Raw genomic sequence first — 21,192 nt, 5'->3', positions numbered from 1 at the left:
GCAAGTGACCGACTGGCGTGATTTTCTTTTCTGGTGGTTCTGCTCGCTGCTCGCGGGGGCGACGGTCGTGGGCGGCAAGCTGGGCGTCCTGTTGTGGAAGATGGCGCCCGACCCGCCGAGCGATCCGGTGCTTGCCGCCCACTGGCGCCGCCGGCGCCGCTGGCTCGCCTATGCCGAACTGTCGGCGCTGCCCGCCTTTGCGACGATCGCGATCGCCATCACCGTTCACCGGCAGGCCGAACCGATCCTGTCGGTGTTGATCAGCATGGCGCTGGGCGCGGTCGGCTTCACGATGCTGCTCGACGGGGTGCAGTGGCTCTTCCGCCAGCGGCTCGGCCTGCCCGACGCGCCCGGCGGCACGCTTTCGGGGGGCGACAACTCCAATGGAGGCAATGGCTATGGCTGATCTTCCGACCCCTATCCTCATCCTCGTCCTGCTCGCGTCGATCTTCTCGGTCGGCGCGGGCGTGAAGGCCGTCTGGCACAATTGCCAGCTTCGGCGCGGCGGCGAACGCCCGCTCGGCCTCTATTCGCAGCTCCGCAGTCAGGAAAAGGGAGACAGGCCATGAACCCGCAGATTGCGGCCATGATCGACGGCATCATCGGGCGCGAAAAAGGATATGTGAATCATCCCTCGGACCCCGGTGGCGCCACCATCTGGGGAATCACCGAACGCGTCGCCCGCGCCAATGGCTACACCGGCGACATGCGTGTGATGCCGCAGGCGGTCGCGCGCGATATCTACTACCGCGAATATATCGTGAAGCCCGGCTTCCTCGGCATTGCCGAGATCGACCCGGCGGTTGCCGAGGAAGTAATCGACAGCGGCGTCAACGCCGGTCAGAAGCGCGCGGCGCTGTGGTTTCAGCAGGCGCTCAACGTCCTCAACCGCCGCGGCGTCGACTATGCCGACATCGCCGAAGACGGCATCATCGGGCGCGGCTCGATCGCCGCCTTTCAGGCCCTGCGCCGCAAGCGGGGCGATGCGGGCGCGCGCCGCCTGATGCTGAAGGCGCTCAACGGCCTGCAGTTCATGCACTATTACGGGCTGGCGAAGGGCGGGACGAAGTTCGAGGATTTCATGCCCGGCTGGGTCGATGGCCGCATCGGGGCGCTCGGCTGATGTTTTCCTTCGGCACCCTCGCGTCGCTTGGCGGCGCTGTCGCCTTCATCGGCCTGTCGGTCGCGCTCAAGGGGCGTCCGCTGATCTGGATCGTCGATCTCGTTGACTGGCTCACCGAACGCCCGGTGCGCCTGCTGATTGCCGTGCTGGCGATCGCCGCGGTCGCGGGCTGGTGGTCCGCCTGGTCGATCGATGGCGCGCGCGACAAGCTCCGAACCTCGCTGACGGCCGAGCGCAAGGCCCACATGGAAACCAAGGAGCGCGTCGCCGCTGCGGCGCTCGGCGCGCAGGATCTGGCGAATGCCAACAAGGTCGACGTCGAAACGAAGTGGCGCGACCAATATCAGGAGGCCCAACATGCGAATGAAATTCTTCGCGAGCGCAATCGCGCTCTGCTTGCTCAGTGGCTGCGGCCTGAAGCCGATCGAGCCGATCCGGGTCGCTCCGGCGAACCCGGTCTGTCCTGCCCTGCCGCCATGCCCGCCGGATCTGTGTACGATGCCGGAACGGCCATCGTTCCTGTCGCCGACCTTGCCCGCACTGCCGATGCCTTCGCCCAGCTAGAGGCGTTGATCGGCTTCGTGACCGCCGCCGCCGCGGTGCCGACGAGCCCGGCGCCTGCGACGGTGGTGGAAGCCGCGACGCCCTGATGCTCAAGCCCGCCGCCATTCGCGCCATGCTCGCCGCCAGCCTGCCCGAGCTGGCCCGCGATCCCGAGCGGCTGCGCATGTGGATCGACAAGGGCAGCGTCCGGACCCGCCAGACCGACAGCTTTTCGTTCGAGATCGCCTATCGGCTCAACATCGTCGTTATCGACTGGACGCATGCACCGCTGATCATCTTTGCGCTGCTCAACGAATGGCTGCGCCGATATCAGCCCGATCTGGTCGCCAGTCAGGCGGCGCCCGGCTATAGCTTCGAAGCCGATATCATGACCGACGACGCGATCGACCTGTCGATCGACCTCGATCTGACCGAGGCGGTGCGCCGCGTCGAAAGGGAGGATGGTACTGGCTGGGACATGCAGATTGTCGAGGAACCCGAATGCTTCCCCGACGAATTCGCCCCGCAGCCGCCGGTGCCGCTTAAGGAAATCTGGTGGAAGGCTGAACGGCTCGTGCCGCTTGATGTGCCATGAGCGACAATTTCGACCAGCTCGCGCCTTGGGTCGCGGCGATCGCCGAACGCTTCGGCGACGGCAATATGCGCAAGATCGCGCGCAAGATCGGCATCGCCCTCCGCCGCGTCAACGCCGCGCGCATCGCCGCGAATGTCCAGCCGGACGGCTCGGCGATGGAGCCGCGCAAGAAGCGCCCGCTGCGCGACCGGAAAAAGGATCGAGTCCGCAACAAGGGTCGCATGTTCCCCAAGATCAAGCTGGCGCGCAACATGACCGTCGATGCGACGGCCGACCAGGTGGAGCTGCGCTTCGCGCCCAAGGTCGCCCGCACCGCCGAGGTTCACCATTTCGGCCTGCGCGACCGCGTCGCCCGTTTCCGCGGCGCCCCGCAAGTCCGCTACCCGGCGCGCGAGCTGCTCGGCTTTAGCGCAGTCGATGAAGACGCCGTGCTGGCAGCTGTGCTGGACGGCGTGGACGCCTGAGCGCTATCGCGATTTTGCGCGCGCCTTCATCCCAGCGGCACGTCGATAGGAATCAGGGTCTTCCGCATAGGCGGTTCTGAAAGCCTCCTCGTATGAGGCCCCTGCTGCGACTTCGCGCAGGAGAATGCTGCGAACCTTTGCTAGATCTTCCTTCGATCCGCGCTTTGGCATTATGGATCTCCTCCGCTGCAGATATGTTGGCGAGGCGCTGGGTTTCAACCCCACTCCTGTATAACCCGCTTATACAGGAGCAGCCCGTTGCGCCTTGATCGCGGCGGGCGATCCATGGCGGCATGTCCGCAACCTCCGCCACCGCGATCGACCTTTCCCGGCTTCCGGCGCCGCAGATCGTCGAGCAGCTCGACTATGCGGCGATCCTCGCCGCGCTGCGCGCCGACATGCTCGATCGTTTCCCCGACTTTTCGGCGGCGGTGGAATCGGACCCGGTGCAAAAGCTGCTGGAGGTTTGCGCCTATCGTGAGCTGCTGCTGCGCGCGACGTTCAATGAGCGGGCGAGGGGGTGCCTGGTCGCCTTCGCGGTCGGCGCCGATCTCGACAATCTCGGCGCGCTGCTCGGCGCCTATCGCCTCGAAATCACGCCCGCCGATCCGCTGACCGGCACCCCGGCGGTGATGGAATCGGACGCCGACTTTCGTCGGCGCATCATCCTCGCGCCCGAGGGTTATTCGGTCGCCGGTCCCGAGGGGGCCTATATCTTTCACGCCCTGTCGGCCGATCCCGACGTCCTTGACGCATCGGCCACTTCGCCGACGCCGGGCGAGGTCGTCGTCACCGTCCTGTCGCGCACCGGCGACGGCACCGCGCCGCCCGATCTGCTCGCGACCGTCGAAGCGGCGGTCAGCGCCGACGACGTGCGCCCGCTGACCGATCATGTCACCGTGCAGGGCGCCGAGATCATCGACTTTGCGATCGAGGCCGAAATCGAGACCTTCGCCGGTCCCGACAGCACGATCGTCATCGCCGAGGCGGAGGCGCGCGTCGCCGATTATCGGGAACAGTCGAAACGCCTTGGCCGCGATATCGTGCGATCGGCGATCTTCGCCGCCCTGCATGCCGAGGGCGTGAGCAAGGTGACGCTGATCAGCCCCGCCGCCGATGTCGAGCTGTCGCGGACGCAGGCGTCGAACTGCACCGCGATCACTTTGACCCATGCCGGGACGGGTGAATGACCGACCGGCCATCGATCCTGCCGCCGACCTCGACGGCGCTCGAACGCGCAATCGAACAGGCGACGGCGCGCGTCGGCGATATCGACGTCGATCTGCCGACCCGTCTGTGGAACCCGGCGACTTGCCCCGCCGACATGCTGCCATGGCTCGCATGGGGCCTGTCGATGGACAGCTGGGACAATCGCTGGCCGGAGCCGGTGCGCCGCCAGCGCGTCGCCTCCGCGATCGCGATCCAGCGCCGCAAGGGGACGGCGAAGAGCGTCTTCGACGTGGTCGACAGTTTCGGCGGCTCGCTCGTCCTGAAGGAATGGTGGCAATATGATCCGCCCGCGGATCCGCATACCTTCACCATCACGCTCACGGTTGGCGGCGGGCTGGGACCGCTGCCCGCCAGCTACATCGACGACATCATCGCCGAAGTGACGCGCACCAAGCCGGTGCGATCGCATTTCACTTTCACACAGGGCCTCAGCGCCACCGCCGGCGTCCGCCTTGCCGCCGTCGCGCGGCCCGCCCTGCTCACCCGCCTTACCGCCACCGCCGTCTGAAGGGTTCGCCATGGCCATCACCATCATCGTCACCAACGCCGGGCGCGCCGCGCTGGTCAATGCCGCCAACACCGGGACCAACGCCGTCACCATCACGCAGCTCGGCATCACGGCGACCGCCTTTGCCGCCGATCCGGCGCAGGTCGCCTTGCCCGGCGAAATCAAGCGCATCGCCTCGGTCGCCGGGGTCGTCGTCGCAGACGATGCGATCCATGTCACCGCCAGCGACGTGACGACCGACGCCTATACGATGCGCGGCTTTGCGCTGTATCTCGCCGATGGCACCCTGTTCGCCCTCTATGGGCAGGCGGGCGCGATCCTGAACAAGACCGCCGAATCGATGATGCTCCTCGCGGCCGACATCGCCTTTGCCGACATCGACGCGACGATGATCGAATTCGGCGACACCAATTTCATCTTGCCGCCCGCGACGACCGAGATCCTCGGCCTGGTCGAGCTGGCAACGACGGCCGAGGGGCAGGCGGGCAGCGACAACAGCCGCGTCCTCACCCCCTATGTGGGCAAGCAATCGGTGCTGGGCTGGCTGCTGTCGCAGGATGGCGCGGGCAGCGGCCTCGACGCCGATCTGCTCGACGGGCTTCACGCCAGCGCCTTCGCCCTCGCGGGCCATACGCATGGCACCATGGCGACGCAAAACGCCAATGCCGTAGCGATCACCGGCGGAACCTTGGGCAACGTATCGGTCGGAGTGGTTGACGGAACGGCCGGCGCGCCGGGCCTGTTCTGGAATGCCGATCCCGATGTTGGCCTTTTCCGGGCGGGCGCAAACGCGCTTGGTGTGGCAACCGCCGGGGCCGAACGCATGCGCATCGGGCCGGACGGCAAGGTCACTTTGAACGGCGCAACGCCAAATTATCTATTCAATGCCGCTAGCTCGAATCCCGCGCGTGGCATCCTTGCCGATGTCGCAAATATCGCTGCCGCGGACCTCAACGGCGCGATGCTCTCTTTCACCCAAAACACCATCAACAACTGGTGCATCGGCCAAGCTCCTGGTGTTGACGCATTCGCGTTTTACCGGGGACGCAATGGAGCGGCGGACGGAATCGAAATTGCTCGTTTCGCCGCAAGCGGCAATTTTGGCATCGGAACGACGACGCCCGGCGCGAGATTGCAAGTTGCAGGAACGGGCGGCAGCAGCGTTATCAGCCTGTTAGAAACAGGGGTGCGAAATTGGGCCATTCGGTCCGGGGGCGCAGCGACCAATATTTTCGACATTGCAGATCTGACTGCCGGAGCGACTCGCTTCGCGATCAACAGCGCGGGTAACGTCGGCATCGGGACGGCGATGCCGGGGACGCCTCTGCACGTCGTGGGCGGTTCCGGGCAATTCGCGACGTTTGGAAACGCTAATGCGCGCGGCACTGGCAATAGCTATTTTGGCATCACAGACGCGACGGGGCGTAAAGCCTTCTTTGGCTATGGCGGCAACAACGACGACCTCCATATCATGAACGAGGTCGCCGGGAGGTTGGGCTTCGGTACCAACGGCGCCTTCCGATGGGTGATCAGCCAATCTGGAGACTTTGAGCCGAATGCAGGCGAGGCTTACGATATCGGTTCGTCGGGCATGCGGATTCGGTCAGGACATTTCGGAACCTCGGTCCAGATCGCCGGCAACGCCGCATGGCATGCCGGCAACGACGGTTCGGGCAGCGGTCTCGACGCCGATCTGCTCGACGGATTTCACGCAAGCTATTTCCTGCCCGCCGCGACCTTCTCGGCCGCTGAAATCCTCTCGCGTCTGCTCACGGTCGATGGTCCGGGCAGTGGCCTCAATGCCGATCTGCTCGACGGGCTGCAGGCGAGCGACTTCCTGCAGATCGCGGCGGCGAGCGTGCTGCAGAATGGCTACATCGCCTTTTCGAATGGCCTCAAGATCATCTGGGGCCGGGTGAGCGTCAGCATGGATAGCTACAGCAACGTCACCTATCCGATCAGCTTCGATACCGTGCCGACGCCCGTCTTTCCGACGATCGACCAGATCGGCACCGCGTCGCAGCAGAATACGCTGCTCGCCAGCTCCACAATCTCCGGCTTCTCCATCTATCAGGCCGGCGACATCAGCGGATCGCTCCCTTACCACGTCATCGGGAAGTAACGACCATGCTCCTATTCTCCCCCTCCACCTGCGGCTTCTACGATCGCCGCGTTCACAGCAGCATCCCCGCCGACGCGATCGAGGTCAGCGAGGCCGAACGCGGCGCCGCACTCGACGCGCTGGAGCCGGGCTTGGCGATCGTGGCCGGGCCGGACGGCAAGCCCATGGTCGCCCCGGTTGCGCCCGAACCCGAAATCGCGCTCGCGCTCGTGCGCGCGCGCCGCGACCAGCTCTTGCGCGACAGCGACTATACGCAATTGCCCGACGTCGACATGGACGCGGAACTGCGCGCGCGATGGGCCGAGTATCGGCAGGCGCTGCGCGATCTGCCCCTCTCGATCGCAGACGGCGCTCCCGCCGACTGGCCTGTTCCCCCCGTCGCATAAAGGATCCGCACGATGACCGAACTCACCAGCTCCATTGGCCGCTTCAACGCCAAGACCGGCACCGTTCCCGTTACCTTCACCTCGGGCGATATGGTTCACCGCCGCGACGTGCGCGCTGTGCTGACCGCCGCTGGCAAATGCGACCGCAAGAAAACGGCCGAGCGCGTGGCAGAGGTTGCGCGCGGCGTCGCGGCCAAGATCGACCTTGGCGTGATCGTTGCGCCCCCGGTCGAAGAGGAAGGCGCCGCCGAATGATGCGCGCGCGCACCGACGAGGATGATTTCGACCCGTCGGGGCTGATCCAGATCGGCACCGTGAAGTCGGTCGACCTCGCCGCCGCGCGCTGCATCGTCGAAACCGGTGATATCGAAACCCCGCCGCTGCGCTGGATCGAAGGGCGTATGGGCGCGACGCGCATCTGGTCGCCGCCCAGCGCGGGCGAACAGGTGCTGCTGATCTGCATGGACGGCGAGCTGGGCGGGGGCCTCGTCCTGCGCGGGATCCCGAGCGATGCGTTCGCGCCGGCGGGCAACAGCGCCGAAGAGCTGATCGAATTCGCCGATGGCGCGCGCATCGCCTATGACCCCGAGGCGCATCGCCTGACCGCGCAGCTCCCCGGCGGATCGACCGCTGACATCACCGCCGACCAGGTGACCATCACCGGCAACGTCGCTATCGACGGCGACGTGACCGTGACCGGCAAGCTGACCGCCGAAGACGACGTGATCGGCGGCGGCAAATCGCTCAAGAGCCACAAGCACAGCGCCGTTCAGCCGGGCGGCGGGCAGTCGGGACCGCCCGTCTAGGATCCTTTGCAACGCACCGCTCCTGTATAAGCGCGATATACAGGAGCAACCACTGGCGCGCCGCGCGCGGACGGCGCCAGTGTCGCCGCCATGCTCGGCATGGATCGCTCCACCGGCGCCCCGCTCGACGGCGACGCGCATCTGGCTCAGTCGATCGGCGATATCCTGACCACGCCGGTCGGCACCCGCGTCATGCTGCGCGACTATGGGTCGATGCTGTTCGAACTGATCGACCGCCCGATCAACGCCGCGACCCGCCTGCTCATGCTCGCCGCCTCGGCCGATGCCATTGCGCGCTGGGAACCGCGCATCCGCCTGACCCGCGTCAACTTTTCGACCACCGGCGCCGATGGCCGGGTCGCGCTCGATATCGAGGGATATCGAACCGACCGCCCCGCCGGCGCCAACAGCTTCACCCGCCTCGCCATCCCCCTGACTGCATAGGAATCGCGCCATGCATGGAATCAAGCTCAACGAACCCGTCACCGGCACCCGCGCCATCGTCGCGTCCAGCCTTGCCATAATCGGCCTTGTCGCCACCGCCGGCGCCGTCGCCGGCCCTGCCGAAGACGCGCTCGACGCCGCTTTCCCCGAGGGCGAGCTGGTGCTGGTCACCGACGTGCGCGCCGCCGTCGCCAAGGCGGGCAGCACCGGGACGCTCGCTCCCGCGCTGGCCGCGATCGCCGATCAGACCAATCCGGTCGCCGTCGTGATCCGCATCGCCGAACCCGCCGCACCCGAAGACCTCGACGATGCGGTCACTGCCGCGCTCGATCAGCTGCTCGGCGCCGAAGTCCAGCTCGGGGTGCGCCCGCGCATCCTTGGGGCGCCCGGCCTCGATACGCAGGTCGTCGCGACGAAGCTGGAAGAGGTCACCGCCAAGCTGCGCGCCTTCGCCTATGCCGCCGCGATCGGCGACGACGTGGCCGAGGCGGTGCTGTATCGCGCCAATTTCAGCGCGCGCGAGTTGATGCTGCTCTGGCCGAACACCTCGGCGGCTTTCGCTGGCGACCTGGTCGCGCGCGCCATGGGCATGCGCTGCCTGATCGATAATGAATTCGGCTGGCACAAGACGCTGTCGAACGTCGCGATGAACGGCGTCACCGGCCTGTCGGTCCCGGTCTTCTTCGATCTGCACAGCGCCGACAATGATGCCGGGCTGCTCAACGCCGCCGACATCACGACGGTGATCCGCGTCAATGGCTTCCGCTTCTGGGGCAACCGCACCTGCTCCGACGAACCGATCTTCGCGTTCGAAAGCACCGTTCGCACCGCGCAGGTTATTCAGGACGAGATCGCTGCCGGGCTGCTGTGGGCGATCGACAAGCCGATCACCAAGTCGCTGTTCCGCGATATCGAGGAAACGATCAACGCCCGCCTGCGCCAGCTTGTCGCGCAGGGGCGCCTGATCGGCGGTCGCGCGTGGATCGACCCCGAACTGAACCCCGCGGCGCAGCTCGCCGCCGGCAAGATCACGGTCGATTACGACTATACGCCCTGCGCCCCGGCGGAGGAGCTGACGCTGAACCAGCGCATCACCGACCGCTATTATGGCGATCTGGCCAACGCCGCCTGATGCCGCTTCCCCGTTTCTCGCACTGAAAGGATCCGGCCATGGGCCTCGCCTCCAAGCTCAAGAATATGAACCTCTTCGACGACGGCGCGAGCTATCTCGGCATCGCGACCGAGGTCACGCTGCCCAAGCTCTCGCGCAAGATGGAGGGCTTTCGCGCCGCCGGCATGGACGGCGAGCTGGATATCGACATGGGGCAGGAAAAGCTTGAGCTGGAATTCACGCTCGGCGGCATCGTCGCGGGCGCGATCGCGGGCTTTGGCGCCATCACTCATGACGGCAAGCTGCTGCGCTTTGCCGGCGCCTATCAGGCCGACGATACCGGCGGCGTGATCCCCGTCGAAGCTGTCGTGCGCGGGCGTTATTCGGAAATCGACATGGGCAATGCCAAGCCCGGATCCGATACCGAACACAAGTTCAAGGCGAGCTGCAGCTATTACAAGCTGATCGTCAACGGACGCGAAGTCGTCGAAATCGACATCCCCGGCATGGTCTTCAAGGTGAACGGCGATGATCGCCTCGCCGCCATCCGCGCTGCCATCGGCCTCTAGGCCCACCAGCTTCGCCCCGGCGCGTACATGCGGGCGCGTCGGGGCGGAGAAACCGCATTCCCGCATGACAGAGCAAGGAAATCCGCATGTCTGACGCACCCGCGCCCAGCGCGACCAAGCAGCCGGTCTGGAAAGAATGCAAGTTCGAACATGGCTTCGTGCGCGGCGACAAGGTCATCACCGACATTCGCCTGCGCAAGCCGAAGGGCGGCGAACTGCGCGGCCTTAACCTGCAGGATCTGATGGCGGCGGACGTCAACGCGATCCTCACCGTGCTGCCGCGCATCTCCGACCCGATCATGACCGTCGCCGACGCCGAAAGCCTTGAGGCCGACGATATCGCCGAGGCGGGGGGCGTCATCACCGGTTTTTTCTTCAACTCGGCGCAGCGGGCGATGATCGAGAAGCTGACGTCGACGAACTGATCGCGGACGTCGCCTTCATCTTTCACTGGCCGCTGTCCGAACTGGAGGCCCTCGACCTCGACGAACTGATCGCATGGCACGGCCGCGCGAATGACCGAATGAAGGCGATGCTCAAGATGAAGGCGGACATCATGGCGGCGGCACGATGAGCGGCAACAAGCTCGCCCTGATCGTCCAGTTCAGCTCCGCCGGCCTCGACAAGCTGAACGGCGGGCTCAAGAATATCGTCGGCCTCAGCAAATCGGGGGCTAGCGCCCTGCGCGCGCTGCAACAGGATAGCGGTCGGCTCAAGCGCGAGCTGGCCGCTACCGGCAAGGAACTGCGCGGTGCGTCGGGCAATGTCACCCATCTGATCGACCGCCAGCGCGCGCTCGCCGATCAGATCGAGGACACCAATCGCCAGATCGACCGGCAGAAGCGCCTGCTCGCGATCGCCGCGCGCGCCGACCGCATCGCCGCGCGCGGTCGCGAACTGCGATCGAGGGGGCGCGACAATGTGATCGAGGGGGCGGCGATGGCTGCGCCCTTCCTCCTTGCCGCGCGTGAGGCGGGCAATTTCTCGTCCGGCCTGGTCGATCTGCAGCAAAAGGCGGAACTGACCGACCGGCAGGCCGATCAGCTCGGCCGCACCATCCTGCGCGCCGCCGCCGCCGCGCGGCAATTGCCCGAAGCGACGCGCGAGGGCGTCGATATCCTCGCGGGCTTCGGCCTCGACCCGCGCCGCGCCGCCGCGATGATCACGCCGATCGGCAGGCTCGCCACCGCCATGAAGGTCGACATGGCCGATGGCGCTGCCGCCGCCTTTGCCAATCTGCAGAACCTGAAGGTCGCGGCCGACGATACGGGCCGCGCGCTCGACATCATGGCTGCTGCGGGCAATGCCGGCGCGTTCGAAGTGCGCGACATGGCGCGCCACTTCCCCGGCCTCACCGCCCAGCTCAACGCGCTCGGCGAATCGGGCCTCGGCGCGGTCGCCAACCTGTCGGCCGCGCTGCAGATCGCCCGGCGCACCACCGGCACGTCGGACGAAGCGGCGAACAATCTTCAGAACCTGTTCGCCAAGATCAACTCGCCCTCGACCGTGAAGGCATTTCAGAAGAATTTCGGGGTCGATCTTCCCGCAGCCATGGCGAAGCTGCGCGCCGAGGGTTACGACACGCTGGAGGCCATCGCCCTTATCACCCAAAAGGCAACGGGCGGCGACCTCAAGAAGCTGGGTTATGCGTTCGAGGATATGCAGGCGCAGGGCGCCATCCGCGCGCTGATTCAGAACCTCGACGATTATCGCCAGATCCGCGACCAGACGTTGAAGAGCGAAGGCACCGTTGATCGCGCTTTCAATCAGCGCGTGGCGCGCGATGCGACGGTGCAATGGCGCGCCTTCATGGGGACGGCATCGCAGGTCGCCATCATGGTCGGATCGGCACTTCTTCCCGGCCTCAACGAAGTCGCGGGATCGGTGCAGGGAGTGATGACGCACGTCCTCGCGTGGACGCAGGCCAATCCGCAGCTCGCCGCCGGGATCGTGAAGATCGCGGCAGGCCTGGTCGGGCTGAAAATCGGCTTTGGCATCGTGCAGTTCGGCGTCGGCGCCATCCTCGGCCCGCTCTCGACCGCCTATCGTCTGTTCAAGCAGTTCCGCGCCGTGGACGAGGCCGGGCGCCGCCTTACCTTCTTGGGCCGCGTTGCCGCGCGCGCCGGGCCGATGGTCGCCAGCGCCTTCGGCGTCATCCGCACCGCGTCGCTCTTCCTCGCTCGCGGGTTGCTCCGCGCCGGGGCCATGATGCTCGCCAACCCGATGATATTGGCGATCACGCTGCTCGTGGTGGCGATCGGCGGTGCCGCCTACCTGATTTATCGCAATTGGGACCGGATCAAGGGCGCCTTCTGGAATGGCGTCGCCGCGATCGGCCGTGCCGTCGCGCTGGCGCGCGGCTACGTCGCCAGCTTCGTCAATGTCGGCCGCTCGATCGTCGATGGCATCGCCGCCGGGATCCGCGCGGCGCCGGGCAAGATATGGGCGGCGCTGAAATCGGTCGTCGCCGGGGCATGGAAAGGCGCGAAGGCCTATCTCGGCATCAACTCGCCGTCGCGCCTGTTCATGCAGATGGGCGGCTTTGTCAGCGACGGCCTCGCCATCGGCATCGATCGCGGGCAGCGCCGCCCCGTCGATAGCGCCCGCAGGCTGGCACAGGGCGTTGCGGGCGGGTTTAGCCTGCCGCGCTCCCCCTTCGCCGCCGGATCGCCATCTGCGGCCGCGCTGGCGGCGTCGGGCGGCGGGGGAGGGCGCCCCGCAAGCCTGACGATCGGCAGCGTCACCATCAATCTGAAACAGGAACCCGGCGAGAACGCCGAACAGTTCGCGAAGCGCGTGCTGGCCGAGCTGCGCCGGCTTTTGGCGAAGGAGGCAAGGGGCAGCTATGAAGATCGGTGATATCGGCGGCAATTTGAACCTGTCGGCCGCGACGTCGCAGCTTTCGACCGTGCGCCGCCTGATCGGCTTGCCCGACATGCCCGCGATCGCGACCGCGGCGACCATCGCTGCCAAGCTGCAGGGGCTGGCAAAGATCGACGCCGCCGGCGGCGTGAGGGGCGAACGCCTGTCGATGCTGTCGCTCGGCCTGTTCCTCTTCGGCATCGATACGATCGCCTATCAGGAATTCATCCGGCGCAGCGATTGGCGCCATGCCGCCAACGAACGCCTCGGCGCCCGCGCGGCCTTCCAGTTCCTCGGCCCCGGCGCAGAGACCATCACGCTGCCCGGCCTCCTGATGCCCGAATTGACCGGGCCGAACACGTCGCTGGCGCAGATCCGCGCGATGGCCGAAACCGGCGACGCCTATCCCATGGTGCAATCGGACGGCACGATCGTTGGCAATTACATCATTCAGGCGGTCGACGAACGGCGCAGCACCTTCCTGCCCGGCGGCGGTGCGCGACGCGTCGAATTCGCCATCGACCTGACCCGCGCGGGCGACTGATGGCAAGCCAGCCTCCCGCATCGACCGCGCTGCAGCCCGCGAGCCGCGACGAATGGATCATGCCCATGGCGGCATGGCAGGTGACGCTCGACGGGCAGGATCTGACCGAGGCGATGCGTCCGATCCTCCGCGAGCTGAGCCTGACCGAAAAGCGGGGCGAAGAGGCCGACAGTTTGGACATCACGCTGGGCGACGAAAGCGGCACGCTCGCCCTCCCGCCGCCGACCGCAACGCTCGCGGTCGCCATCGGCTGGGCAAAGGGCAGCGGCGTAACCGCTGGCCTGATCGACAAGGGCAATTTCCGCGTCGATGAACTCACCTGGTCGGGACCGCCCGATGGCCTTTCGATCACCGGGCGCGCCGCCGACCTGACCGCCGATCTGCGCAAAAGGCGCGACGAAAGCTGGGTCGAACAGACCTTGGCCTCGATCGTCGCGAAGATCGCCAAGCGCCACGGGCTGACGCCGCGCGTTCACCCGCTGCTGGCCGGCGCGGTAATTCCGGCGACGCGGCAAAAGGCGAAAAGCGATATCGCCTTCATCAATGAGCTGGGCCGCCGATACGAGGCGATGGCGACGATCAAGGCCGGGACGCTGATCCTCGCGCCCATCGGTGCCGGGACCACCGCCGGAGGCTCGACAATCCCCGGCCTGACGATCGCGCGCGAACAATGCTCCAGCTATAGCTGGACGCGGCAAAAGCGCGACGAACATGACGGGGTCGAGGCCGAATGGCACGATCAGGGCAGCGCCAAGCGTCACGTCGTGACCGTGGGCGACAGCGGCAACGCGCGCCGCCTGAAGCGCACCTATGCGAGCGCGAGCGACGCGAAGGCGGCGGCGGAGGGCGCGCGGCGGCGCGATGCCCGCACCGCGGCCGAATTCACTCTGACGCTCGCCTATGGCGACGCGACCCTGATGCCCGACCGCCCGGTGACGCTGCAGGGGTTCAAGGCGGAGATCGACGCCGCAAAGTGGCAGATCGCGGAGGTGACGCACCGCGTCAGCGCGGGCGGCGGCTTCATCTCCGAACTGAAGCTGGATCTCGGCGCCATCGACTGACGACGCCGGCGGCGCTATCGTCGCGCCATGCCGAACCTATGGGAAGATCCGCGCGACCCCCTGCCACCGCCCAGCAAGGCGCCGGAGTTCGCCTTCTGGCTGGCCTTCGCGGTCATCATCGGCCTGATTATGGTCAACATCCTGCGCGGGATCGCGGGCCTCGGCTGGAATTGGTGAGCCGCGGCTAATCTATTGCGAAACCATCGTTCCCGGCATCGTTGAGCAGATCGGTTCCAACCGAACCCGTCATTTTCCCGATCGAGCATGACTCTTGCGCAAATGGCGCGAGAGCAAACATGGGGACCGACGCGGCATTGCCGTGGCGGGCCGTGAAGCGAAGAACAGCCTCTTTTCCTTTTCCATCAAAGCGATCTTGAACGAAGAAGCTGTCGAACTGGGCCGACCCCTTTGCATCCAGCGGCAGTGCTGCATCCACTCTGCCCATCAGGTGCAACAGAAAATCTGGATCATGGCGGCGGCAAATGTCTTTCGGGGGGGCACGATAGAGATCAGCCTTTGTAAACGCGTAGGTTGTGGCGGCAGCAGCAGGATCATCCGCTTTATCGTCTGCCGGCGCCGAGCAGCCACTTAGGGTTGCCGCCATCAGAGCCGCCGTAAACCAACGCATCACAATTTCCCTAGCTTCCCGACGACTTGCCCCAAAACGAACATTTCGCCATCGACTGCCGTCTCTGGATCCACATTCGGATTGTCACTCTTGATCTTGTAGCTGCCATCCGGGTTCGCCCAGATGCGCTTGATCATGCCGATATCGGCGACGGCGATCGCCCAAACCGCATCTTGCTCGCGGATCGAATTTTGTTTGATGTCGATGATTGCCAGATCGCCATCCGACAGCGTCGGCTTCATCGAATCGCCGCGGGTTCGCGCGACACGCAAATATTGCGGATCCGCGCGCGTGAACTCGCGCAACCATGCCAGCGGCAAATAGCGCTCAACCTCGCTCACCACGCCTTCGCCGATATATGCCCCGCCCAGCCCCAGCGTGAGGTCGATTTCCTTGATCGCGACCAGGCCAAGCTCATCGGCCAATTCTTCAGCCGATGGCGGAGGCGTGGCGCCTTCCGCGGGGTCGTCGATCTCACCAGTCAGATACTCGGCTGTCGTTCCGAGAGCCCGCGCGATTCGGTGAAGGTGCTTCGACCCGGCGCTCTCACCGAGCGCAAGCTTAGCAATCGTGCCTTGCGAAATTTCAAGCTGCCGGGCCAAGCCCGACTGCGTCATTCCACGTTCCTGCAAACGCTTACGAAAACGGTCGGTATCGACGGCATGCTTCATGCTTCTCGGCATAATTCCATTTGGAATAGCAAGCACTGACACTTTTCCCATTGACGTATCTATCACTTTCAGAATAGTTGGGCGCATGGACACGCCGAACTCGCCCTTCGAAGCACTGAATCGCATCGTCGAAATCGCTGGCTCGCAAAGCGAGGCGGCGCGTCGGCTCGCCGTCCCACAGCCGACGTTCTGGAAGTGGCTGCAATCGTCCAAGCGGCTTCCGGCAGAGTATGTTTTGCTCGCGGAGCGCGAATTTGGCGTGTCGCGACACGACCTACGTCCCGACATTTATCCGCGGAATTATCCCCCGGCACCTGATCAGACCGAACGATGGATTGGCATCGACAAAGGCGCCGATCGGAGGGTCGCATGAACGCCTTTGATCCTTCGATCTTCCATCCCCGCCGTTTGTTGAAGCGCCATATCCGCGAGATTTGGCCTGTCGAAGGAGAGACCGGAGCAATGGCTATCCTCCGCTCGTTCCGATTGCCCGAATATTTCGGCGAGGCAACGCAGGCGATCGCTTTTCGCGATCAGGATGGCTGGGTGCGGTGCATCTGCGCCTATTTCCGGCAGGTAGCGCACGTCGTCGATTTGCGCATCAACCGTCACATATCCAGCATCTCGTTCACTAGAATCGCTCCCGGCTTCAATCCGTCGCCGATGGATATGGCCGACATGAGCAGCAGCGCCGCAAGCTATCGAGGTCGCGGCCTGTGAGGTGCCTTGGGGGGATTCACTATTTTCGTTTACCAATCGGCGGCGATCTGGTCGCGTTGCCGCTCGGCGAACAGGCTGCGGCAGCTCTCCCCTCTCTGCACGTCGCAGCCTGTTCGCCCTCGCACTCCGCACCGTCCATCCCCTGCGCCAACTGCGACCGCACCCCTGCTCGTCGCTGCTGCGCGGCCCTAGCTGCCCGCATCTGCGGCGGCGCGATAGGCGGTAAAAATCAGTTCCTTACCGCCCATAGGGGAGCAGCGACATGAAACGCACCCCCTACGGCATTTTCATGGTCACTGATCAGAACACGGATCACCTGATCGCGGCGATGCGAAATGCCGAACGGTGTGGGCCGTTCCGCAATATGACCATCCACGCTGCCCCGGTTATGAAATTCGACCCCGCGTTCGGAGCACGGCTGGCAGATATCGCCGCATCACTCGAATGGGCGATCGGGATGGCCGATGAAGCGATTTCCTGTCGCGAAGCGGGCGCAGACGATCATGACACGCCGGACATCATTGCGATGCACCGCGAACATTTCGCCATCGCCCAACAGCATTTGGCGATGCTCAAGGAGGCGTTGGCATGAGCGTCGAACGCAACATCACGCTCCCGCCCGAGCAACAGGAAATCAAGGAAGCGTTCCGCGCCCTCGTGAAAGCCTATGGCGGACAGGATGCGGTCGCCAAGCGGCTCGGCACCCGGCAACAGCGGATCAGCGATTGCTGCAGCACGACGACCGACGCCTTTCCACGCGCCGACGAAATCGCGACGCTGGAGGCTGAAACGGTCGGCTATCCGGGCCACCCGCACGTCACGACCGTATTGGCGCGCCAGCGGCTGCGTGAGCTGGTGCCGACGCCGAACATCGCCGCGACGGGCCGCGACCTGCTGATGCTCTTCGCCCGGCAGTCAAAGGGCAACAGCGAACTGGCCGAGGCGATCCTTGAGGCGCACGAAGACGATCATGTCGATTGCGCCGAAGCCGAACAGATCGAGACCGCGGCCGACCAGGTGATCGCCACCGCGCTCGCCATCCGCGCCGAAGCGCGCATGATTCAACGGGAGTATCGTCAATGAGCCGCCGCGTTTCGGCCCGCTGTCCCTATTGCAAATCGCCGGGCCGCGCGCGCGATAGCGAGGAAGTCTCGATCCTCCATCGCGATATCTACTTCGACTGCACCAACAATGGCTGCGGCCACCGTTGGAAAGCGCAAATGAGCTTCGTTCACAGCGTTTCGACCCCGGTCGGCGTTGAGATCAAATATCCTGTGACGCCCAAGCGCTACCGCCGGGCGCGCCGCGATGGAGAGCCGCCGCCGGCGCCAGTTCCTGCCTGACCTGACCAAATCCGCATGAACCGACAGACCGCGCGCCGAACCTCGCTTTCGGCGGCGCTACCCCTTTGCCTGCGAAAGCCGCCCTTCCTTCATGAGCAACGCCCTCGCCCAAGAATTGGACCGCGCCCTGCAGCGGGAATTCGCCTTCCGGCGCGAGGGCGAATGGTACCGCAAGGGCAAATGCCCCGAGTGCCACAAGAAGGAGCTGTATGTTCACGCCGAAAAGCCGTTCGTCCTTAAATGCGGTCGGCTCAATCGCTGCGGCTATGAAAAGTCGGTAAAGTCCTATTTCCCCGAAATCTTCGACGATTGGTCGAAGCGGTTCAAGGCGACCGAGGCCGATCCGAACGCCGCCGCCGACGCCTTCCTCCAGCATGGCCGAAAGCTCGATCTTACCGGCATGCGCGGCTGCTACAGCCAAGAATATTACAAGGATCCCGAGCGCAACATCGGCACCGCCACCGTGCGCTTCCCGCTGCCCGGCGGGACATGGTGGGAACGGCTGATCGACCAGCCGGGCCGCTTCGAAATGAAGGCCCGCTTTCAGCCCAAGCGCGCCGCCGGCGGGAAATCCTACAAGGGCTATTGCTGGGCGCCGCCCGCCCTGACGATCGATAAGCAGGCCGCGGCCGAACGGATCCTGATCGCAGAGGGCATCTTCAACGCATGGGCGCTGACGATGGCCGGGCATGCCGCCGTGTCGGCGATGACGGTCAACAATTGGCCCGAACACTGGCTGCAGGAACTGCGCCTCGCGATCGCCAACGGCCCGACCCCCAACCATCGGCCCGAACTGGTCTTCGCGTTCGACGTCGGCGCCGCCGGCGTCAAATGGTCGCGCGATTTCGTCAAGCGCGCCGAGGAAGAGGGCTGGTCCGCGACCGCCTGTCAGGCCAGCCTGGTCGAGGGCGATGCAAAGGATTGGAACGATCTTCTCGAGCTGGGGCGGCTCACCCCCGCCGACTTCGACGAATATTTCTGGAATGGCCGCGTCACCATCGCGACCAGTGCGCTCGAAAAGGCCTGCCTCATTCATGAGCGCAAGCATTGGAACGGGTTCAGCTTCTCGTTCGACAACCGCATGTGGTGGGCTAGCTTCAATCAGGCCCGCATCGCCGAGGTGCGGCTCAAGGAGGGATTGACCGAGAAAGCCGCGATCCGCGCCTGCGCCGAGGTTGACGAGATCGCCAACTGTGCCTTTCGGACGCTGTACCGCGAGCGCGACGACGTCATCGACGACACTGCCTATTATCTGCGCGTCGATTTCCCCGGCAAGACGCCGACCGCAAAAGGGCGCTTTTCGGCGGCTCAGCTCACCGCCGCGCCCGAGTTCAAGAAACGCCTGTTCGCCTTCGGCGGCATGTTCACCGGCACGACCGGCCAGCTCGACCGCCTGATGCAGATCCAGACGCGCGACCTCAAGACGGTCGAGCCGATCGACTTCACCGGTTACAGCAAGGCCCATGGCGCGTGGATCCTCGGCGACATCGCCGTGCGCGCCGGTCGGGTCTATGATCTGAACGCCGAGGATTATTTCGACTTCGGCAAGGTGGCGGTGAAGCTGCGTTCGCCCGAGCGCCTGCTCGATATCGATTACGACCGCGACAATTTCAGGACCGACTGGCTCCCCAAGCTGTGGACGGCCTATGGCGCCAAGGGCCTGATCGCGCTCACCTTCTGGCAGATCACCCTCTTCGCCGAACAGATCCGCGAAGCGCACAAGAGCCTCGCTTTCCTGCAGATCATCGGCGAACCCGGATCGGGTAAATCGACCCTGCTGGAATTCCTCTGGCGGCTCTACGGCCGCGATTCCTACGAAGGCTTCGACCCCACCAAGGCAACGTCGGCCGCGATCGCGCGCAACCTCGGAAAGGTCGGCAACCTGCCGGTGGTGCTGATCGAGGGCGACCGCGACGAAAGCACCCCGCACAGCAAGCGCTTCGAATGGGACGAGCTTAAAACCGCCTACAACGGGCGCGCGGTTCGTTCACGCGGCGTTCGCTCGGGCGGGATGGAAACCTACGACCCGCCCTTCCGCGGCGGCGTCGTGATCGCGCAGAATTTCGCGGTGAAGGCATCGGCGGCGCTGCTCGAACGCCTCATGAGCCTGACCATCAACAAGGAAGGCTGGAGCCCGGAAACCAAGGTTGCGGCCGAGGCCATCGAAAGCTGGCCGACCGACACCCTGTCGGGCTTCATCGTCCATGTCATCCGGCAGGAAGAAGCGTGGCTCGCGGCTTTCTTCGCCGCATATAAAAAGCACGAAAAGGCGCTGCCCGAAGCCAGCGGCGTCGGCCACCAGCGCCTGGTCAAGAACCACGCCCAGCTCGCCGCCGGCCTCGACGCCCTCGCGACCGTGATTTCGATTCCCGACGACGTGCGCGAGCGCGGACATGAATTCATCCGCGGCATGATCCGCGAGCGGCATCAGGCGATCAGCGCCGACCACCCCCATGTCGCGAAATTCTGGGAACTGTTCGATTGGTTCGAGGCCAACGAGGTCGTTCAGACGAACCCGATCAATCTGCACACCAAGGCCGACAAGCTGATCGCCGTCAGCCTTCCGATGTTCGAGGAGCGGTGCCGCCAGCGCGGCATTCAGGCGCCGCCGATGGACGATCTCAAGCAGCTGCTCCGCTCCTCGAAATCCCGCCGCTTCCTCGCGGCGAAGAACGTGAAAACCCGCCTCGAAAGCAAGGTCATCCACTGCTGGGTCTTCGCCCAGCCGGATGGCCGCGACGAAGTCATGGAGGATTGAAAATGAAGCCCTTCCAACCCGGCATCTACATTTGCGCCGATTGCCACGTCGAACATTATGGCGATCGGCAGAACCTTCCGGTCGGCTGGATCCGCTGCGCCGCTCCGAACGGCCATGATGCGGTGCGCTGCGGCAACTGCGCCGATCAGATCGCACAGCGCCATGTCGACTCGCGCGCGCCGCGGCCCCTCGATCGACCGACCGCGGGCATGGCGATCGGCATCCTCGCCGCCCGCTTCACCGGCACCTTGATGCGCGCCAGCGATTTGCCCCGCCCGGAGGCGCGCCAGTGAGCGGGCAGCGCATCTTCTGCGCCAAATGCGACGCACCCGGCCTCATGGATGGTGACCTGCTCCCGGCGGGCTGGGAGCGTCACACCAGCGGCATGACGAAGGCCCCGCTCACCGTCTGCGGCGGCTGCCTCGAAGGATCGCGCGGCCAGACGATCCGGTCGGGCGACGCCGGCGCGACCGATGACCAGCTCCGCCTCTTCATCGAGCGCGTCGAGCGGCTCGAAGAGGAGGAAAAGGGCATCAAGGACGACAAGCGCGATGTCTATCTCGAAGCCAAGTCGCAGGGTTACGACCCGAAGATCATGCGCGAAGTCGTCAAACTGCGCCGCATGAGTCCGCACGATCGCGCCGAACGTGACGCGATCCTCGACGTCTACCGCTCCGCCATCGGTCTCACCTGATCCCAGCAGC

At 65.3% G+C, this 21,192-nt stretch carries 31 protein-coding genes; 29 read left to right on the top strand and 2 right to left on the bottom strand.

The annotated features are described in order from the left end of the window. Window positions 1–4: 4 nt before the first annotated feature. The 21 genes from L0963_RS08730 to L0963_RS08630 all read left to right on the top strand — a co-directional run bounded on the left by L0963_RS08730 (window position 5) and on the right by L0963_RS08630 (window position 14,545). Window positions 5–406 (top strand): hypothetical protein, encoded by a 402-nt coding sequence (locus L0963_RS08730; RefSeq protein ID WP_003043290.1) that lies wholly within the window; start codon window positions 5–7, stop codon window positions 404–406. Beyond that, window positions 399–569: a hypothetical protein gene (locus L0963_RS08725; RefSeq protein WP_234179224.1), complete on the top strand. Its 171-nt coding sequence runs from the start codon at window positions 399–401 to the stop codon at window positions 567–569. The genes L0963_RS08730 and L0963_RS08725 overlap by 8 nt, the downstream gene beginning before the upstream one ends. Further along, window positions 566–1,123, top strand: a complete 558-nt coding sequence (locus L0963_RS08720; RefSeq protein ID WP_234179222.1) for a glycoside hydrolase family 108 protein — start codon at window positions 566–568, stop codon at window positions 1,121–1,123. Before L0963_RS08725 ends, L0963_RS08720 begins: the two co-directional genes overlap by 4 nt. Next, window positions 1,123–1,773 carry a hypothetical protein gene (locus L0963_RS08715; protein WP_234179221.1) on the top strand — a complete coding sequence of 217 codons (651 nt, stop codon included), beginning with the start codon at window positions 1,123–1,125 and terminating at the stop codon, window positions 1,771–1,773. The genes L0963_RS08720 and L0963_RS08715 overlap by 1 nt, the downstream gene beginning before the upstream one ends. Beyond that, the gene (locus tag L0963_RS08710; protein ID WP_234179219.1) at window positions 1,773–2,261 is read left to right on the top strand and encodes a phage tail protein; all 489 of its coding nucleotides are present in this window, start codon (window positions 1,773–1,775) and stop codon (window positions 2,259–2,261) included. Before L0963_RS08715 ends, L0963_RS08710 begins: the two co-directional genes overlap by 1 nt. Beyond that, on the top strand, window positions 2,258–2,725 hold the full coding sequence (locus L0963_RS08705; protein WP_003043279.1) for a phage virion morphogenesis protein: 468 nt from the start codon (window positions 2,258–2,260) through the stop codon (window positions 2,723–2,725). The genes L0963_RS08710 and L0963_RS08705 overlap by 4 nt, the downstream gene beginning before the upstream one ends. Window positions 2,726–3,018: 293 nt before the next feature. Then, window positions 3,019–3,915, top strand: coding sequence for a baseplate assembly protein (locus L0963_RS08700; RefSeq protein WP_234179217.1), 897 nt, complete (start codon window positions 3,019–3,021; stop codon window positions 3,913–3,915). Next, on the top strand, window positions 3,912–4,463 hold the full coding sequence (locus L0963_RS08695) for a phage tail protein I (protein WP_003043273.1): 552 nt from the start codon (window positions 3,912–3,914) through the stop codon (window positions 4,461–4,463). Before L0963_RS08700 ends, L0963_RS08695 begins: the two co-directional genes overlap by 4 nt. A 10-nt stretch (window positions 4,464–4,473) precedes the next feature. Beyond that, window positions 4,474–6,585: a phage tail protein gene (locus L0963_RS08690; protein ID WP_234179215.1), complete on the top strand. Its 2,112-nt coding sequence runs from the start codon at window positions 4,474–4,476 to the stop codon at window positions 6,583–6,585. A 5-nt stretch (window positions 6,586–6,590) separates the two neighbouring features. Beyond that, window positions 6,591–6,971 (top strand): tail fiber assembly protein, encoded by a 381-nt coding sequence (locus L0963_RS08685; RefSeq protein WP_234179214.1) that lies wholly within the window; start codon window positions 6,591–6,593, stop codon window positions 6,969–6,971. 12 nt (window positions 6,972–6,983) lie between these two features. Continuing rightward, entirely contained in the window at window positions 6,984–7,226 is a 243-nt protein-coding gene (locus tag L0963_RS08680) for a hypothetical protein (RefSeq protein ID WP_234179212.1), read from the top strand. Further along, on the top strand, window positions 7,223–7,777 hold the full coding sequence (locus L0963_RS08675) for a phage baseplate assembly protein V (RefSeq protein ID WP_003043261.1): 555 nt from the start codon (window positions 7,223–7,225) through the stop codon (window positions 7,775–7,777). Before L0963_RS08680 ends, L0963_RS08675 begins: the two co-directional genes overlap by 4 nt. A gap of 90 nt (window positions 7,778–7,867) precedes the next feature. Continuing rightward, entirely contained in the window at window positions 7,868–8,221 is a 354-nt protein-coding gene (locus tag L0963_RS08670; RefSeq protein ID WP_003043258.1) for a GPW/gp25 family protein, read from the top strand. Between the two features lie 10 nt (window positions 8,222–8,231). Continuing rightward, on the top strand, window positions 8,232–9,353 hold the full coding sequence (locus L0963_RS08665; protein ID WP_234179210.1) for a phage tail sheath C-terminal domain-containing protein: 1,122 nt from the start codon (window positions 8,232–8,234) through the stop codon (window positions 9,351–9,353). A gap of 38 nt (window positions 9,354–9,391) precedes the next feature. Continuing rightward, window positions 9,392–9,901, top strand: coding sequence for a phage major tail tube protein (locus tag L0963_RS08660; RefSeq protein ID WP_003043253.1), 510 nt, complete (start codon window positions 9,392–9,394; stop codon window positions 9,899–9,901). 86 nt (window positions 9,902–9,987) lie between these two features. Next, a complete protein-coding gene (locus L0963_RS08655; RefSeq protein WP_234179207.1) occupies window positions 9,988–10,326 on the top strand; it encodes a phage tail assembly protein in 339 nt (112 codons plus the stop codon). Then, window positions 10,323–10,475 carry a GpE family phage tail protein gene (locus L0963_RS08650; protein ID WP_267960609.1) on the top strand — a complete coding sequence of 51 codons (153 nt, stop codon included), beginning with the start codon at window positions 10,323–10,325 and terminating at the stop codon, window positions 10,473–10,475. The genes L0963_RS08655 and L0963_RS08650 overlap by 4 nt, the downstream gene beginning before the upstream one ends. Further along, window positions 10,472–12,760, top strand: a complete 2,289-nt coding sequence (locus tag L0963_RS08645; RefSeq protein ID WP_234179205.1) for a phage tail tape measure protein — start codon at window positions 10,472–10,474, stop codon at window positions 12,758–12,760. The genes L0963_RS08650 and L0963_RS08645 overlap by 4 nt, the downstream gene beginning before the upstream one ends. Next, window positions 12,747–13,307: a phage tail protein gene (locus tag L0963_RS08640; RefSeq protein WP_234179204.1), complete on the top strand. Its 561-nt coding sequence runs from the start codon at window positions 12,747–12,749 to the stop codon at window positions 13,305–13,307. The genes L0963_RS08645 and L0963_RS08640 overlap by 14 nt, the downstream gene beginning before the upstream one ends. Continuing rightward, on the top strand, window positions 13,307–14,368 hold the full coding sequence (locus L0963_RS08635) for a contractile injection system protein, VgrG/Pvc8 family (RefSeq protein WP_234179203.1): 1,062 nt from the start codon (window positions 13,307–13,309) through the stop codon (window positions 14,366–14,368). The genes L0963_RS08640 and L0963_RS08635 overlap by 1 nt, the downstream gene beginning before the upstream one ends. Before the next feature lie 27 nt (window positions 14,369–14,395). After that, the gene (locus L0963_RS08630) at window positions 14,396–14,545 is read left to right on the top strand and encodes a hypothetical protein (protein ID WP_234179201.1); all 150 of its coding nucleotides are present in this window, start codon (window positions 14,396–14,398) and stop codon (window positions 14,543–14,545) included. Between the two features lie 7 nt (window positions 14,546–14,552). Here the strand turns inward: L0963_RS08630 and L0963_RS08625 are convergent, their stop codons facing one another. Together L0963_RS08625 and L0963_RS08620 are read right to left on the bottom strand one after the other, a co-directional pair. After that, a complete protein-coding gene (locus L0963_RS08625; RefSeq protein WP_234179199.1) occupies window positions 14,553–14,996 on the bottom strand; it encodes a hypothetical protein in 444 nt (147 codons plus the stop codon). Continuing rightward, window positions 14,996–15,667, bottom strand: a complete 672-nt coding sequence (locus L0963_RS08620; protein WP_234179197.1) for an XRE family transcriptional regulator — start codon at window positions 15,665–15,667, stop codon at window positions 14,996–14,998. Before L0963_RS08620 ends, L0963_RS08625 begins: the two co-directional genes overlap by 1 nt. A gap of 85 nt (window positions 15,668–15,752) precedes the next feature. Between L0963_RS08620 and L0963_RS08615 the strand changes: the two genes are divergently transcribed. From L0963_RS08615 to L0963_RS08580, 8 genes are all read left to right on the top strand, one after another. Next, the gene (locus L0963_RS08615) at window positions 15,753–16,040 is read left to right on the top strand and encodes a transcriptional regulator (RefSeq protein ID WP_234179196.1); all 288 of its coding nucleotides are present in this window, start codon (window positions 15,753–15,755) and stop codon (window positions 16,038–16,040) included. An 89-nt stretch (window positions 16,041–16,129) separates the two neighbouring features. Continuing rightward, the gene (locus L0963_RS08610; RefSeq protein ID WP_234179195.1) at window positions 16,130–16,387 is read left to right on the top strand and encodes a hypothetical protein; all 258 of its coding nucleotides are present in this window, start codon (window positions 16,130–16,132) and stop codon (window positions 16,385–16,387) included. A 262-nt stretch (window positions 16,388–16,649) separates the two neighbouring features. Then, entirely contained in the window at window positions 16,650–16,979 is a 330-nt protein-coding gene (locus tag L0963_RS08605) for a hypothetical protein (protein WP_234179194.1), read from the top strand. Further along, complete coding sequence (locus tag L0963_RS08600; protein WP_234179193.1) at window positions 16,976–17,470, top strand: phage regulatory CII family protein; 495 nt, start codon at window positions 16,976–16,978, stop codon at window positions 17,468–17,470. Before L0963_RS08605 ends, L0963_RS08600 begins: the two co-directional genes overlap by 4 nt. Next, on the top strand, window positions 17,467–17,730 hold the full coding sequence (locus tag L0963_RS08595; protein ID WP_003043231.1) for an ogr/Delta-like zinc finger family protein: 264 nt from the start codon (window positions 17,467–17,469) through the stop codon (window positions 17,728–17,730). The genes L0963_RS08600 and L0963_RS08595 overlap by 4 nt, the downstream gene beginning before the upstream one ends. 91 nt (window positions 17,731–17,821) lie before the next feature. Beyond that, complete coding sequence (locus tag L0963_RS08590; RefSeq protein WP_234179192.1) at window positions 17,822–20,488, top strand: bifunctional DNA primase/helicase; 2,667 nt, start codon at window positions 17,822–17,824, stop codon at window positions 20,486–20,488. 2 nt (window positions 20,489–20,490) lie between these two features. Beyond that, window positions 20,491–20,781, top strand: coding sequence for a hypothetical protein (locus tag L0963_RS08585; RefSeq protein WP_234179191.1), 291 nt, complete (start codon window positions 20,491–20,493; stop codon window positions 20,779–20,781). Between the two features lie 152 nt (window positions 20,782–20,933). Then, window positions 20,934–21,182, top strand: a complete 249-nt coding sequence (locus L0963_RS08580; protein WP_040589916.1) for a DUF2312 domain-containing protein — start codon at window positions 20,934–20,936, stop codon at window positions 21,180–21,182. The last annotated feature ends 10 nt before the right edge of the window (window positions 21,183–21,192 follow it).

Origin of the sequence: Sphingopyxis sp. NFH-91 (assembly GCF_021401285.1) — a bacterium.
In the GTDB taxonomy this organism is placed as follows: domain Bacteria; phylum Pseudomonadota; class Alphaproteobacteria; order Sphingomonadales; family Sphingomonadaceae; genus Sphingopyxis; species Sphingopyxis terrae_A.
Note: the sequence above shows the minus strand (reverse complement) of the source record. Positions and strands in the feature narration are given on the sequence as shown.